Genomic DNA, 14,851 nt, shown 5'->3' on the forward strand with positions numbered 1-14,851 from the left:
CGAAGAGTCTCGCTGGGCGATATGTGGGAATCAATGTAGGACGGGGAATTTTCATTTTTACGGAGGGTGCGTCTTGGCGAGGCCGAGCGTCATCGTGGTGGGGGCCGGGTTGGCGGGGTTGACGTGTGCCCGGCTGCTGCACGAGGCCAAGGTGAAGGTGCGGGTGCTGGAGGCGAGCGACGGCGTGGGAGGCCGCGTCCGCACGGACCCGGTGGACGGCTTCCTGCTGGACCGGGGCTTCCAGGTGTTCCTCACCGCCTACCCGGAGCCGCAACGGTGGCTGGACTACAAGGCGCTCGACTTCCAGCGCTTCTTCCCGGGGGCGCTGGTGTGGCGCGCGGGGAGGCTGCACAAGGTAGCGGATCCGTTCCGCCGGCCGCTGCAGGCCGCGGCACACGCCTTCAATCCGGTGGGCTCGTTCGCCGACAAGTTGCACGTTCTCGACTTGCGTCAACAGGCGCTGGCGGGCTCGGTGGAGGACGTGCTCCTGCGCAGGCAGTGGCCGTCGCGGGTGTACCTGCGCGACGTGGGCTTCTCCGATGAGATGGTGGAGACGTTCTTCCGGCCCTTCTTCGGGGGCATCTTCCTGGAGAAGGCGCTGAGCACCTCGAGCCGGGTGCTGGAGTTCGTCTTCCGGATGTTCGCCACGGGGGCCACGGCGGTGCCAGCGCGGGGGATGGGGGCGATTCCGGAGCAACTGGCGTCGAAGCTGCCCTTCGGGGTGGTGCAACTGAACACGCCGGTGGAGGAGGTGTGGGGCCACCGGGTGCGGTTGACGACGGGGGCGAGGGAGGAGGCCGACGCGGTGGTGGTGGCCACGGACGCACCCGCGGCGGAGGAGCTGTTGCCGGGCATGCCGCCGAGGCGGATGAACGCGGTGACGTGCCTGTACTTCGCGGCGCCGGAGCCACCGGTGCGAGGGCCCTACCTGGTGTTGAACGGGGAGGGGAGGGGGCCGGTGAACAACCTCGCGGTGATGAGCGAGGTGGCGCGCGGTTACGCGCCGGAGGGGCAGGCGCTGGTCTCGGTATCGGTGGTGGAGCAGGCGGAGGACTCGGAGACGCTGGAGGCGCGGGTGCGCGAGCAGCTCACGGAGTGGTTCGGCGGAGGGGTGGGGCAGTGGAGGTACCTGCGCACGTACGCGATTCCCAACGCGTTGCCCGCCCAGCCGCCCGAGTCCTTCGAGGAGCCCCACCGGAAGGTGAGGCTGTCACCGGGGCTGTACGTCTGTGGGGACTACCGGGAGAACGGCTCCATCGAGGGAGCCATGGTCTCCGGACGCCGGGCCGCCGAAGCCCTCCTGAGGGACCGTGGCCTCGACTGAGCCCATTTCCCCTCGCCCTCCGGGAGAGGGACGGGGTGAGGGTATCCGTCACCCGGGTTGGTTCGTGGCCGCGTCAGTGGCCGTGCTTCCGTGGACCGCGCTGGTGCACGTGCACCCGCCGCGCTTCTTCCTGTGGGCGGCGCTCTACTGCGCGGTGTGGAACGCGCTCTCGTGGAAGGCGCTGGGCGAGCAGGGCCGAGCACTTCTCCTGCCGAGGCGCGCGGACGTGCTGTGGGGCGTGGCGCTGGCGGGAGTGCTGTACGTGGGCTCGCGAGCAGTGCTGTGGGCGACGTGCGGCGGCTTCACGGATGTCCTCTGCGATCCCTTGACGGCCATCTACGCGACGTTCGGGCAGGGCTCATTCGGAGCGGCGTTGGCGCTGGCGCTGGTGATTGCTCCGGCCGAGGAACTCTTCTGGCGCGGAGCGGTGCAACAGGCACTGCGGCCGAGGCTCGGGCGTGTCGGTGGCGCGCTGGTGGCCGCGGTGCTGTCGAGCCTCGTGCTGCTCGTCTTCCGTGAGCCACTGTTGGCACTGGCGGCGTTCCCCACGTCCCTCGCGTGGGGACTGCTCGCCGAGTGGAGACGCAGCTTCGTGGCCTCGACGGTGAGTCACTCCCTGTGGGATCTGCTCATCGTCATCCTGCTGCCTGCAGCATGAGCGGTTGGTTCAACCGCTGCTTGAATGGCTTACTGGACTCTTCCGCCTGTATTACTAGGCCGCTTGGGTGCAAGATTCTAGTCATGTCGCGTTAGGCGCAGAGATGGTTGTTCGGTATTTGGAGGCGTGATGAAGCCGGTGCTTTATGCGGGTCGTTCGATTCCATTTGAGCAGTTAGCCCCTGATGATTTCGAGCGGTTTGTTACGAGTGTTCTCAACGTGGTTGGCTCCCGCCATGGTTTTCATGAAGTTAAAAAGACTAGCGGTCCAACTGAAAATGGATTCGATGCGGAAGCTAAACCGATAACAGGAACAGGGGTCGTCTGTATCCAGTGCAAGCGGTATCAAGAAGCGCTAGGTGTCGCCCATGTTGCCTTTGAGCTTGCAAAAGTGGCGCTTCAGAGTGCGAGCGAGGAGTCCACGATACGGGTGCATCTGCTCATCACATCTGGCAAGGTGAGCAAAAAGTTGGAGTCCGCGCTTCGTGAGGATGCCAGAAGAACCCTCTGTTCCGATGCTGTTAAATGTGCTGTGTCGGCGTCTGATCTAAAAATCAAGCGAGAAGAGGTTGAGAAGAAAGGATTGGACGTAAAGGAAGTCGTGGCTCGGTATGTGCGTGAAACTTCGATAATTGCGTGGTCGGCAGAGCAACTCGATATCGAATGCACTGCGAGTTGGAGTGCATTGGCCGACGCGCTTGGTCGGTATTTCACGGTAGAGCGCGTGCTGGTAGAGCATCCCCGTCCCAATTTTGACGAGGAGCGGTACCTGAAGTCTCTGGTGTTGCCGGAAGATCGATTTGTTGCTTTGGATGCGCGGCTAGGCGAAATGCCGATGAACGTCACGACCCGCTCAAAAGCGGATCCGCTTGAGAGTGTAATCTTGCCCAAACTCTCTGTGCGGCAGGATGCTCTTGCGGCGGCTGAGGCTCAACCCACTGTTGTGCAGGAACTGGCTAGGATTCAACCTGGTGAGGGGGTTTTGCTGGTAGGCCAAGGTGGAAGTGGGAAAACGACAACCCTCCAGATGGTGTTGATGGCGGCTGCTGAGCGGCGTATAGCCGACAAACACGCTCCTTTGCCTGTCCTGTTGATGCTGGGTCATTACCGGGGAAGCCTTGATGCATTGATCCATGAGAGTCTCGGTGTTCTACATGGAAACTGGAGGTCATTGCCTGGAGACTTCTTGTTGCTATGTGATGGTCTGAATGAAGTGCCTTTGACTGATTTGGCACGGCTCGGTGACGAACTCTCTGTGGCTTCACTCAGGCAGAGGACTTGCCAAGTTGTGACTGTTCGCAGTGGTGGGTTGAGGAGTTCCGCGCGTATTAGCTCCATCAAGCGTGTGCTTCATCTTGCGCCCCTCAAGAATGCTCAGATGAAGGCAATGGCTACCAAGGTGCTCGGCGTTGATGCTGCCACAATCTTTCTCCGCCAGTTGAGAGAGCGACTCACTTCACGACGGTTCCGAATAGCTGCTCTGCCCTTTGGGTTCGCGACTGCGCTGGCTGCTTTTACTTCAAATGGGGCCCTGCCGGTAACGGATGCTGAACTCATAGAGCAATTCGTAAATGGGCGCTTTGCTCGTGACCGGGAACTCCCAAACGAGCTGGAGCTTGTTCGTGATATTCCAGAAGATACGTTGCGAGCACTGGGGGCGGAGGTGGCGTTCCATTTGAGGTTGGAACTCAATCAGTCTTCGATGACGAGTGTTGAGGCGCGAAGCGAGATTGTCCGCTTACTTAGAGGCTTTAGGAATTCTGGTGTTTTTGGTGCAGAGGTGCTCTCGGATGTTCATGTGTTGGCTTGGATGCGGCTTACGGAGTTGCTTGTTTTTTCAGCCGACGGTAGATGGGTGGGTTTCAGGCATGAGTTGATTTCAGACTATCTTGCTGCATCTGTTTTGTCACGCCAATGGAGGGAAAAGCTGGATGTGCTCAAGCGTTCCTCCATCTCCGATGATGCTTGGTATTTTGCGAGCATGGGTGTTCCTGAGGGCGAGCGAGTTGCTTACGTTGAGGCTATTTCTCTTGTGGATCTTGTGCTCGCGGCACAATGTGCTGTGGTCATGGGGGAAGCTGAGCAGGGTGTAGTATTCGCAAAGGCGAAGGAGATTGCATCGACTAACCGGCATGTGGCATTTGGCGAGGCGACCCTTGCGATGAGCGAACTCCGTACGCCGGAGTCCGTTTCTTGGTTGAGGCTGTATTTGGCCGAAGAGCAGAAAAGGCGTGTCGATGAAGATCTCCAAAGTGAAGATCCTCAAGTGACTATGGTCCTTCGGGCACTGGCTCGATGTGGTGATCGCGAGGTTCTGAAAGTATTGTTAGAGGATTCGGAACCGCTTGCGAGTGGTCCGTGGACACGAGTCGCTAGTGGGGCAATCTCGATTTGGGAGGAGGCGGCGCCTCAGGTAACGCTTGAGTTGGCTCGAGAGCGTATCTCACGGTCTGTTAACCATCCTATTCGACTGGCTCTTCGGACAATAGCTCGACACGGAGATTTCAGTGATGCTCCCTTGCTTGCGAAGGTGGTTGAGGAGTGTGCGTCATTGAGTTGGGTGATTGATGCATTCTTGAGTTTGCATCGATATGACGCTGTGCTTGCTGCTTCATTGATTCATGCAAAAAGGCGCATATCTCATCCAGAAGTCAATGTGTTGTTCCTGAAGGCTTTGTTGATCGCAGGTGAGCCGCTTGATGTTGGTGAGTTACTCGCGTTCCTTCTTGATGATTATCCGTCTCTCGTTCAAATCACTCCTGCTGAGAAAAGACGGATTCAGGAGACCGCCCTGGAAGTCTTAAAAAAGATAACATTGGAGGAACCTGACAGGAGCCGAATTCGAGGGGCTTATGACGGGTATCCTGAGCAACGGACGTTTTTGTGGCGCTTGGCGGGTGCTCAGCAGTTCGAATCTTTCGACGAATTGGCTCTACGTGTTTGTGCTAGTTCGCCTGTTGGAGAATTGGGGTTTGTTGTAGGTTTTGCTAAGGCAAGAGCATGGAGCAGGTCTACTGAAGAGGCGTTTGTTTCTTCTTTGAGGCAACGCTTGGCGGTCGACGCTTCTTTGCTTGACGATGCTTGGTGCTTCAGTAGAGTTGGAGAGTATTTGGCTTTGCACGGCGAAAAGGAGATGGTTGCTGCTCTCTTCGCTAGGCGCCTAAATGTGCTCTCTGATGCTCAGGCCAAGATAGATCGCGGCGAGCCTGTAGTGCTTCCCTGGATGGAATTGCCAGCAGAGCATGTTAAATATGAAATTGAGCGGTGGCTCTTGTGGGTGCTTCCTGTCATGCCCCTGGTTGTGGAGTTGCTTTCTGCGGACTTGATTCGGTCCATTCTTAACTTCGATCTCTCCTTTGTGTCCAAAGACGAGATGTCTACAGTCCGCTCATTGGTTCGACGGTTGGATGATGCTGATATCGATCAGCAACTCACGGCAACCAAGGATGAGTTGAGACGTGCGGCCCTGTTGGCAATTATCTCCGGACTGGGATCGACGCCTCGGCGAATGGAGGTCTTCTGCGATTTGCTTCCAGTTGGATTGGCCTGGATGGCTGTTGGTTCCAAGCTTGATGTGGTGATTGATAATTTTTGGGGATTTCATGCTGCCGAATTGTTGAGGGCGCTGGCGAGTGCTGTGGCGAAAGCGGATCTTGAAGATCGGGATCATTTGTTTATGGCGGGCGCTTTGTTGAGGGATATTCCCAATCGCATGACGAAGGAATTGGCGGAGCAGGTTGTGATGCCTGTTTTGCAGAAGAGTCAAATGATGCCCCGGGCGGAGAGAATTCTTCAGCTTTGGTGTGATATTGGATTCCGCTCCCGGCCTGATTGATGCTTGGGGCGATGAAGTTGAGTATTGGGCTTGGCAGGAACTCCTGCTGATGTCGCGTGGCGAATCCATGTGCGGGACATTGACCTTCATCTGCAGAGTGCGTTGCGCTTGTGGAGGGTTATCTGGAGGGCTCGTCATTTCGAGGGAATGGTTATCGCGAGGCAGCAGTCATTGGTGTCCCCGTGCAACTCGCGCGCTACTCCGTATTGAGGACGACGACCGCAGTGGCGCGTAGTGGCTCAACCCGGGATGTTCGATACCCTCACCCCGTCCCTCTCCCGGAGGGCGAGGGGAGTGGTGCGTGCTGTCCTGCCCGGTGTCCTCCGGTTAAAAGGGCCGCCATGACCCGACGACTCCTCTCCCTGGCCGCCGCCGCGCTGCTCTTCTCGGGCTCCGCCGCCGCCGCCGAGGCTCCCTCCCGTCTGCCCAACGCCGCCGAGCTCAAGCGCATGACGTCCCGCTTCGCCCCCGTCGACATCCAGGCCGACCTCTCCAAGCTCCCCGAGAACGAGCGCCGTGCCCTCGCGAAGACCATCCAGGCCGCGAAGCTCATGGACTCGCTCTTCCTGCGCCAGGTCTGGGCCGGCAACGAGACGCTCTTGCTCGATCTCCTCAAGGACACCTCCCCGCTCGGCCGCGAGCGGCTGCACTCCTTCCTCCTCAACAAGGGCCCCTGGTCCCGGCTCGACCACAGCGCGCCCTTCCTCTCCGGCGTCCCCGCCAAGCCCGTCGAGGGCAACTTCTACCCGGCCGGTGCCTCCAAGGCCGACATCGAGGCCTGGGTGAAGTCCCTCCCCGAGGCCCAGCAGCGCGAGGCCACCGGCTTCTTCACCACCATCCGCCGTGACACGAACGGCAAGTTCGTCACCGTCCCCTACAGCGTCGAGTACCAGGGCGAGCTCGCCCAGGCCGCGCAGTTGCTGCGCGAGGCCGCCGAGCTCACCACCCAGCCCACGCTCAAGGCCTTCCTCGTGAAGCGCGCCGACGCCTTCCTCAGCAACGACTACTACCCCAGCGAGGTCGCCTGGATGGAGCTCGACGCCAGCATCGAGCCCACCATCGGGCCCTACGAGGTCTACGAGGACGAGTGGTTCAACTACAAGGCCGCCTTCGAGGCCTTCATCACCCTGCGCGACGACGCGGAGACGCAGAAGCTCGCGAAGTTCAGCGGCGAGCTGCAGGGGCTGGAGAACAACCTCCCCATCGACCCGAAGCTGCGCAACCCGAAGCTGGGTGCGCTCGCCCCCATCCGCGTGGTCAACAGCATCTTCTCCTCCGGCGATGGTAACCGCGGCGTGCAGACCGCGGCCTACAACCTGCCCAATGACGAGCGCGTGGCGGCCGAGAAGGGCACCAAGCGCGTGATGCTCAAGAACATCCAGGAGGCCAAGTTCCAGCGCGTGCTGCTGCCCATCGCCCAGGTGGCGCTGCCCGCGAAGGACCGCAAGGACGTCTCCTTCGACGCCTTCTTCACCCACATCCTCATGCACGAGCTGATGCACGGTCTGGGGCCCCACAACATCACCGTGGAGGGCAAGCAGACCACGGTGCGTCAGGCGCTCCAGGCGTCCTCCAGCGCCATCGAGGAGGCCAAGGCGGACATCTCCGGCCTGTGGGCCCTGCAGCAACTGGTGGACAAGGGCGTGCTCTCCAAGGACCTGGAGCGCACCATGTACACCACCTTCCTGGCGTCCGCGTTCCGCTCCATCCGCTTCGGCATCAACGAGGCGCACGGCAAGGGCGTCGCCCTGCAGCTCAACTACCTCCTCGATAACGGCGCGGTGGTGGTGAACAAGGACGGCACCTTCACGGTGGTCCCCGGGAAGATCAAGGAGTCCGTCACCGCCCTGACGAAGCAGCTCATGGAGCTGCAGGCCGGCGGCAACCGTGCCAACGCCGAGTCGCTGCTCGAGAAGATGGGCGTGGTGCGTCCCGAGGTGAAGCGCGTCCTGGACAAGCTGAGCAACGTGCCCGTGGACGTCGAGCCGCGCTACGTCACCGCCGAGAAGCTCGCCGCCGAGCTCGGGGGCTTCTCCGCCCCGGCCGGGAAGTAATCCCCCCATCCGCTCGCCCGCCGCGTGCGTTTTCCCGTGCGCGGCGGGCCGGGTGGCTCGCAGAGATGAGCCGGATGCGGAACCACGGTCCTTCAGATCCCTGGGGTGTGCTCATCGCGCTGACCGTGCTCGGCGCGTGGCTGGTCCATCTCGTCTGGCTGCTGGTGGCGGACGGGCTGGCCCTCGCCTCGCCGCTCACCTGGCTGCACATCGCCCTGCAGGCCTACCTGTCCACCGGTCTCTTCATCACCGGCCATGACGCGATGCACGGCACGGTGAGCCGCTTCCGGTGGGTGAATCAGGCCGTGGGCACGGTTGCCTGCTTCCTCTTCGCCGGGCTCTCCTACCGGCGTCTGGTGGTCAATCACCGCGCCCACCACGCCGACCCCACCGGCCCCGACGACCCGGACTTCTCCACCCGCACCCAGTCCTTCTGGCCGTGGTTCGCCACCTTCATGGTGCGCTACACCACCTGGCTTCAAATCGTCGTCATGGCCGCCAAGTTCAACCTGCTGCTGTACCTCGGAGTGGCGGAGTGGCGGATCGTCGCCTTCTGGGTGGTGCCCGCGCTGCTCGGCACGGTGCAGCTCTTCTACTTCGGCACCTATCTGCCCCACCGGAGGCCGGACACCCCGGACATGGCGCCCCACCACGCCCGCTCCCTGCCGCGCAACCACCTGTGGGCCATGCTCTCCTGCTACTTCTTCGGCTACCACTGGGAGCACCACCAGTCGCCCTCCACTCCCTGGTGGCGCCTGTGGAAGTCGAGGGACGTGGCCCGGTTGTAACCGGATTCCGCTTCGGGCGTACTCAAGGGAACCATGCGCCTGAAGCTGCCCGAGCCCCAGGGGTCCGAAATCACCTCCGAGTCGCTGTACCTGCGCCGGCGCGAATTCATCAAGAGCGCCGCCCTCTTCACCGGCACCGCCGCGGCCGTGGGCACCGGTCTCCAGCTCCTCAGCAACCGGCCCACCGGGGGTGATGGTCCCTCGCTGCTCGCCACGCCGGGCGAGGCCCCCAAGGTGGTGCGGCCCCGCGGCCCGTACGACACCGACGAGCGCGCCACGTCCTACGAGGACGCCACCACCTACAACAACTTCTACGAGTTCGGCCTCGACAAGGGCGAGCCCGCCGAGAAAGCGCACACCCTCAAGCCCCGTCCCTGGACGGTCGTCATCGACGGCGAGGTGCACAATCCGCAGCGCGTGGACATGGACACGCTCCAGTCCTGGTTCCCCCTCGAGGAGCGCGTCTACCGCATGCGCTGCGTGGAGGCCTGGTCCATGGTGATTCCGTGGCTCGGCTTCCCGCTGGCGGGCCTGCTGCGCCGCGTGGAGCCCACCAGCAAGGCGAAGTACGTGGCCTTCACCACCCTCGAGGACCCCGCGCAGATGCCCGGCCTGAAGTACCCCGTGCTCGACTGGCCCTATGTCGAGGGCCTGCGTCTGGACGAGGCCCTGCATCCGCTCACGATGATGGCGGTGGGTATGTACGGCCGCGTCCTGCCCAACCAGAACGGCGCGCCGCTGCGGCTCGTGGTGCCGTGGAAGTACGGCTTCAAGGGCATCAAATCCATCGTCCGCATCTCGCTCACCGAGAAGCAGCCGCCCACCACCTGGAACAAGGCCAACTCCCGCGAGTACGGCTTCTACGCCAACGTGAATCCCGAGGTGGCGCACCCGCGCTGGAGCCAGGCCTCCGAGCGCCGCATCGGAGAGCTGCGCCGCCGCCCCACGCTGCCCTTCAACGGCTACGCCGAGCAGGTGGCCAGCCTCTACAAGGGCATGGACCTGCGCGGTAACTTCTGACGCCCATGGCCTCCCCTCCGCACCCCTGGCTCAAGCCGGCCGTCCTCGTGGGTGGCCTCTATCCGTTGGCCTCCATGGCGCTCGCGTTCGCCCAGGGGGCGCTGGGCGCCAATCCCATCGAGCGCGTGCTCAACCAGACGGGGCTGCTCGCCCTCATCCTCCTGGTGGCGTCGCTCGCGTGCACGCCGCTCAAGGTGGTGTCCGGGTGGACGTGGCCCATCCGCCTGCGCAAGCTGCTGGGCCTGCTGGGCTTCACCTACGCCTCGGCGCACTTCCTCACCTACGCCGTGCTGGACCAGGGGCTGGCCTTCGACGTCATCCTCGAGGACATCGCGAAGCGGCCCTTCATCACCGTGGGCTTCCTGGCCCTGGTGCTGTTGGTGCCGCTGGCCGTCACCAGCACGAACCGCATGGTGCGCCGTATGGGATTTCCCGCATGGCAGCGGCTGCACCGGCTGGCCTACGTGGCGGCCTCGCTGGGCGTGGTGCACTTCGTCTGGCGTGTGAAGAAGGACCTCACCGAGCCGCTCGTCTACGGGGGCGTGCTGGCGCTGCTCTTCGCCATCCGCGTGGCCGAGGCGCTGCGCAAACGGCGGGCGCGCTCCTCGGTCCAGGTTCCGGCCCGCCCGGTGTAGCGGCTCAGGCCTTCTTGGCCGGCGGCAGGATGGTGTCCACCAGCGTCATCAGCTGGGCGCAGCTCACCGGCTTGCGCACGAAGGCGTTGATGCCCGCCTTCTGGCCCTTGTTGCGCACCTCGGCGGCGTTCGCGTCTCCCGTCATCATCAGGATGGGAATCTTGGCGATCTTCGCGTCCTTGCTGGCCCGCACCGTCGCCGCGAAGTCCGCGCCGTTCATCCCGTCCATGTGGAAGTCGGTGAGGATGAGGTCCACCGGCTGCGTCTCCAGCACCTTCAGGCCCGCCTCGGCCGACTCGGCCTCGATGTACTCGAAGGAGCGCGCCATCAGGTAGATCTTCAGCAGCGTCCGGATGGAGCGGCTGTCATCCACCAGCAACACGCGCTGCGGCTGAACGCCGGGCTCCGGACGGGCGAAGGCGCGCGTCTCGGTGGAAGCCGCGGCGGCGAAGGCCTTCGCCGTCTCGGCGTTGAGCACACCGAAGGGGCGCGACGGCTCGGAGTGGGGCACTGGGGTCAGCGCCGGCCCGGTGGAAACAGCAGCGGGCCGCGGCGGCTCGGTGGGAGCCGACGTCGGACGTGGCGATGAGGTCGCCGCTGCTTCGGGCACAACTGTTGCCGGCTTCATTGGAGAGTCTCCCTGCACTGTCCCCCCTCCACACATCCCTGTCCGGGAATTCCTAACTGTATGTTGTCCGACAGGCAACGCGAAGTCAAAGTGGCCCGTGGTCCAGCGCCGGAGTTTTTCGCGCCGCTGGGATGAGCGTTTTTCACGGCACTTCGAGCACGAACGACTGGCTCTCCACCGCGGGCAGTCCGTCCTCTTTGGCGAGAGGAGGAGAGAGCTCGTTGGGCACGCGCCACGTCTGGCCGGTGAACTGGACGAGCGTGAGGGCGTAGCGGCCGGAAGGCACGGACTTCAGCAGCACCCGTTTGGTCGGGTCGCTCACGTCATACGCATAGGGTTGTATGAAGACTCCCAGTGAAGGGACGGCCACGGCTTCCATGCGCGGAGTGCCATCGGGCTTGCGCAGCGCGGCATACACCGGATCCGTCACCAGCCCCGCGGCGAGCACCACCTGATCCGGCATCCCGTCGAGGGTGCCATCGTTCCGGAGGTAGTCAGCGCCCGTGTCATCGAGGATGCCGTCCCGGTCCAGGTCGTTCTCGTCGGCGAGCGAGCCCTCCGCGCCGGCCAGCTTGCGCACCAGCACGCGCGGCCACAGGTCCGGCTGGCCGTCAGCGTCGGCGTCGTCGGGCACGCCGTCGCCGTTGTCGTCCACGTAGCGCACGACCAGGGCGGGAGCACCCGCCGTCACCCCGCCCTCGCGCACCTGAATGGGCCAGAGGTCGAGCCGCTTGGTGCCCATCACGAGGTCGAACCGGGAGGTGCCCTCCACGCGGAAGGCGGGCCGCTCGAGGGGGATGGCGCTCGTGTCGCTGAAGCTCACGATGACGCCGGTGGTGGCCTGGAGGGTTCCGTCCGGGCCCTCGCCCACCTCCACCACGCGTGGCACGCGGGTAACGGGGTCCACCGCGGCGCCGCCCACGTCTCCGGCGTTGGGCTCGCCGGTGACGCCGTACCAGGGGATGAAGTCCGGGCCGTGGCAGGGCGAGGCACCCGTGAGGCACGTGTCCGCGTCGATGAAGCCGCGCAGCAGGTAGCGTCCCGGGGCCACGAGGCTGAAGGAGAAGGACGCGGTGAAGGGGCCGGAGGAGCCCGGCTGCGCCGGTCCGAAGAGCTTCTGCGCGGGGATGACGGTGAAGCTCACCGGGCGGCCCGCGCCCTGGGGCGGAGGCGGATGGGTGGCGTCGTAGAGCAGGACGATGGCGTTGCCGCGCGCCTGGCTCTGCACCACCACCTGGCCCTCGATGCGGGACAACTCCTGGTTCTGGCGCTGGTCCGAGGTGGGCTTCACGGGCGGGGGCTCGCAGCCCGTGGCGAGCACGGACGCGAGGGCCACGCCCGCCAGCGTCTTGGGGAAGGAGGAGCTCATGGGGTCACCGTCAGGAGGGCGAGCACGCGGCGCTCGATGCGGTTGCCGAAGGGGTGCTGGGCGTGCGTGGGGCCCAGGTTGGAGCCCACCAGTGCCACCGACACCCGGTCCTTCACCGGCGTGTAACCCACGCGGGCGTTGATGACGGCGTAGGCGGGCAGGGCATTGGCCAGCGGCTCGATGAGGGTGGGGTCCTTGGAGGATGGCTCCCGCTCCACCCAGGAGGTGGCGGACGTCCAGGCCACGTCCACGCCCAGCTCCAACGCCTGGCGCGTGCGGTAGGTGACGCCGCCGAAGAGCTTGAACTGGGGCGCCTGGCTGCAGGGGCCGCACAGGCCCTGCTCGCCCTCGGAAGACACCAGCTGATAGGCGGCGTTGGCCTTGATGCCGAGGCCGTCCACCGGGGCCAGTGTCACGCCGGCCTCGGCGCCGCGCGCGGTGTAGACGGCCGCCTCGTTCTCGAAGAGGGAGCGGCCCAGCAGGTACGTGCCCGTCTCCGCGTCCCAGGACTCGCCCGCCGGCAGGGGCTTCACGGCGGACAGGTGGATGAGGTTGCTCACCCGGTTCTGGTACAGGGCCACGTCCCAGTCCATGCCCAGGCTGGGGGCTTCACCGCGGTAGCCCAGCTCGAGCGCCAGCATCTGCTCCGCCTGGAGCGCCCGGTTGCCGCTGGACAGCGCGCTGGCACCGTTGACGCCCGGGATGGGGACGTGCACGCCCATGTAGCTCTCCAGGAACGTGGGCACGCGGAAGGCCGAGGCCGCGCTGGCGCGGAAGGCATGGCCCTCGAAGGGCATGAAGAGGGCGGACACGCGCGGCGAGTGGGCCAGGCCCGGCTGGCCATTGTCCAGCAGCGGGTGCCGGTCCACGCGGTACGAGGCCACCACGCGGAAGGGCTCCGCCAGGCGCCACTCGTCCTGCACGAAGGCCGCGGCGTGGAACTCCTCGCGCAGGGGGCCCAGGTAGCTCCACGCCACGCGCTTGAGGCGGCCCTCCACGCCCACGTTCACCTGGTGCTCACCCAGCAACTCGAAGCTCTTGCTGAAGAGCACCTCGCCGTTGAAGAGGTTGGACTCGACGCTCGTGGCCAGCGAGCGCTGGCCCACGGCCTCGTACTGAGGCCCCGCGTTCGCGGAGAGGTGGTTCCAGAAGGCCTTCACCCGCAGCGGACCCAGTTCCGCGTCCGCCTTGGCGAAGGCGCTCACCCCGTCCATGTAGAAGTTGCGCAGTACCCCGAGCGGGTAGGCCTCCGTGTAGAAGCGGTTGACGCCGCCGGACAGGCCCAGCGAGGCCCCCGAGTCGAACCGGTAGCTGGTGGCCATGTTGCCGCGCGCGCTGCGCAGGCCGAGGTTCGGCTGCGGGTCCATCACCGCCATGTCCGGCCGGTCTCCCGCGAAGTCCCGGCTCCACTTGTCCGCCTGCGAGTACGCCGCCGAGGCGCGGTAGCGCAGCCCGCCCGTGCCGCCATGGCTCACGAAGCTGCCACCCGCGGTGTTGCCATTGCCGGCATGGGCCTGGAAGCGCGCGGCGGGGCCGGTGCCCGGTGCGCGGGTGATGATGTTGACCACGCCCAGCATCGCGTTGGCGCCGTAGAGCGCGCTGCCCGGACCGCGGATGACTTCAATCCGCTCGATGTCCTCCAGCTCCACGGGGATGGACGACCAGAGCGTCATGCCCAGGAAGTCCTGGTACTCGGTGCGGCCGTCCACCAGCACCAGCACCTTGTTGGCGATGCGCTGGTTGAAGCCGCGCAGCGACAGGTTGGCGCTGCCCGGCCCCAGCATCATCACCTCGGCGCCCGGCACGCGGCGCAGCAGCTCCGGCAGGCTGGTGGCACCCGACAGGCGGATGTCCTCGGAGGTGATGACGGTGGTGGCGTTGGGCGCCTCCAGCGAGGACTGGGCCCGGCGGCTGGCCGTCACCACGCGCTCCTCGTAGGGCACCTCCCCCTCGTCCTCGACGGAGCTGGCCACGTCCCCGGTTCCGGGCGCGTTGGCATCGGCCGGCGCGGACTTCGCGGTGGGGGTGGATTCCGGCGCCGCGGGCAGGGACTCGGCGCGGGCGATGGCCTTCTCCAACCGCTCCACCAGCACCGCGAGCGAGCGGGCCGCCTCGGCACCTCCGGGCGCCGGGGGCATGGGCGGCATTCCGGGCTTCTTCCCCGGCACCGCCGGCTCGGTCTGCTTCGCCGCCTCGGCGGCCCGCAGCGACTCCTCGAGCTTCGTCAGCGTGCTCTGCGCCGTGGTCACGTCCGGCGGGTTGGCGGCGATGTAACGCCGCAGGTAGTCAGCCGCCTCGGTCAACTGGCCCGCGTCCTGGTAGGCCCGGGCGATGTTGTAGAGGACGTTGGGGTGCGGCTTGATGGAATACGCGATCAGCAGCTCGGCGATGCCCTGGTCGTACTGACCCTGGCCGATGAGGCTCATCCCGGTGCGGAAATGACGGCGGGCCTCCAGGCGCGCGTCGCCGAAGGCACTCCCCGCGTACAGCACCAACGCGAGGGCGCCCGCTCGCTTCAAGGCGGTCGGGTTCATCACAATC

General features: G+C 64.9%; 10 protein-coding genes. 7 read left to right on the forward strand and 3 right to left on the reverse strand.

What is annotated here, in order from left to right; all coding sequences use genetic code 11:
* Window positions 1-73: 73 nt before the first annotated feature.
* The 7 genes from BO221_RS02905 (at window position 74) to BO221_RS02940 (ending at window position 10,313) form a co-directional block, all read left to right on the forward strand.
* Window positions 74-1,324: an NAD(P)/FAD-dependent oxidoreductase gene (locus BO221_RS02905; protein ID WP_073558767.1), complete on the forward strand. Its 1,251-nt coding sequence runs from the start codon at window positions 74-76 to the stop codon at window positions 1,322-1,324.
* Window positions 1,325-1,388: 64 nt separating this feature from the next.
* Window positions 1,389-1,982, forward strand: a complete 594-nt coding sequence (locus tag BO221_RS02910) for a CPBP family intramembrane glutamic endopeptidase (RefSeq protein ID WP_233165593.1) — start codon at window positions 1,389-1,391, stop codon at window positions 1,980-1,982.
* Window positions 1,983-2,111: 129 nt separating this feature from the next.
* Window positions 2,112-5,816 (forward strand): NACHT domain-containing protein, encoded by a 3,705-nt coding sequence (locus tag BO221_RS52225; protein ID WP_143195231.1) that lies wholly within the window; start codon window positions 2,112-2,114, stop codon window positions 5,814-5,816.
* Between the two features lie 341 nt (window positions 5,817-6,157).
* Window positions 6,158-7,870, forward strand: a complete 1,713-nt coding sequence (locus tag BO221_RS02925) for a hypothetical protein (RefSeq protein WP_073558768.1) — start codon at window positions 6,158-6,160, stop codon at window positions 7,868-7,870.
* Between the two features lie 74 nt (window positions 7,871-7,944).
* Window positions 7,945-8,658: a fatty acid desaturase gene (locus tag BO221_RS02930; RefSeq protein ID WP_083680690.1), complete on the forward strand. Its 714-nt coding sequence runs from the start codon at window positions 7,945-7,947 to the stop codon at window positions 8,656-8,658.
* A gap of 33 nt (window positions 8,659-8,691) precedes the next feature.
* Complete coding sequence (msrP, locus tag BO221_RS02935; RefSeq protein ID WP_073558770.1) at window positions 8,692-9,678, forward strand: protein-methionine-sulfoxide reductase catalytic subunit MsrP; 987 nt, start codon at window positions 8,692-8,694, stop codon at window positions 9,676-9,678.
* A gap of 5 nt (window positions 9,679-9,683) precedes the next feature.
* The gene (locus tag BO221_RS02940) at window positions 9,684-10,313 is read left to right on the forward strand and encodes a sulfite oxidase heme-binding subunit YedZ (protein WP_073558771.1); all 630 of its coding nucleotides are present in this window, start codon (window positions 9,684-9,686) and stop codon (window positions 10,311-10,313) included.
* A 4-nt stretch (window positions 10,314-10,317) separates the two neighbouring features.
* Here BO221_RS02940 and BO221_RS02945 read toward each other — a convergent pair whose 3' ends face one another.
* From BO221_RS02945 to BO221_RS02955, 3 genes are all read right to left on the reverse strand, one after another.
* A complete protein-coding gene (locus BO221_RS02945) occupies window positions 10,318-10,824 on the reverse strand; it encodes a response regulator (RefSeq protein ID WP_233165595.1) in 507 nt (168 codons plus the stop codon).
* A 259-nt stretch (window positions 10,825-11,083) separates the two neighbouring features.
* Window positions 11,084-12,310 carry a hypothetical protein gene (locus BO221_RS02950; protein WP_073558772.1) on the reverse strand — a complete coding sequence of 409 codons (1,227 nt, stop codon included), beginning with the start codon at window positions 12,308-12,310 and terminating at the stop codon, window positions 11,084-11,086.
* Window positions 12,307-14,844 (reverse strand): TonB-dependent receptor domain-containing protein, encoded by a 2,538-nt coding sequence (locus BO221_RS02955; protein ID WP_073558773.1) that lies wholly within the window; start codon window positions 14,842-14,844, stop codon window positions 12,307-12,309. Before BO221_RS02955 ends, BO221_RS02950 begins: the two co-directional genes overlap by 4 nt.
* Window positions 14,845-14,851: the final 7 nt, after the last annotated feature.

It is taken from the genome of Archangium sp. Cb G35 (assembly GCF_001896145.1).
Classification (GTDB): domain Bacteria; phylum Myxococcota; class Myxococcia; order Myxococcales; family Myxococcaceae; genus Archangium; species Archangium violaceum.

What these genes read in the sequence shown, in the direction of transcription:
- BO221_RS02930 (WP_083680690.1), top strand. Translation starts at nt 7,945, where the DNA reads ATGCGGAACCACGGTCCTTCAGATCCCTGGGGTGTGCTCATCGCGCTG.
- BO221_RS02950 (WP_073558772.1), bottom strand. Translation starts at nt 12,310, where the DNA reads ATGAGCTCCTCCTTCCCCAAGACGCTGGCGGGCGTGGCCCTCGCGTCC.
- msrP (WP_073558770.1), top strand. Translation starts at nt 8,692, where the DNA reads ATGCGCCTGAAGCTGCCCGAGCCCCAGGGGTCCGAAATCACCTCCGAG.
- BO221_RS02955 (WP_073558773.1), bottom strand. Translation starts at nt 14,844, where the DNA reads ATGAACCCGACCGCCTTGAAGCGAGCGGGCGCCCTCGCGTTGGTGCTG.
- BO221_RS02940 (WP_073558771.1), top strand. Translation starts at nt 9,684, where the DNA reads ATGGCCTCCCCTCCGCACCCCTGGCTCAAGCCGGCCGTCCTCGTGGGT.
- BO221_RS52225 (WP_143195231.1), top strand. Translation starts at nt 2,112, where the DNA reads ATGAAGCCGGTGCTTTATGCGGGTCGTTCGATTCCATTTGAGCAGTTA.
- BO221_RS02925 (WP_073558768.1), top strand. Translation starts at nt 6,158, where the DNA reads ATGACCCGACGACTCCTCTCCCTGGCCGCCGCCGCGCTGCTCTTCTCG.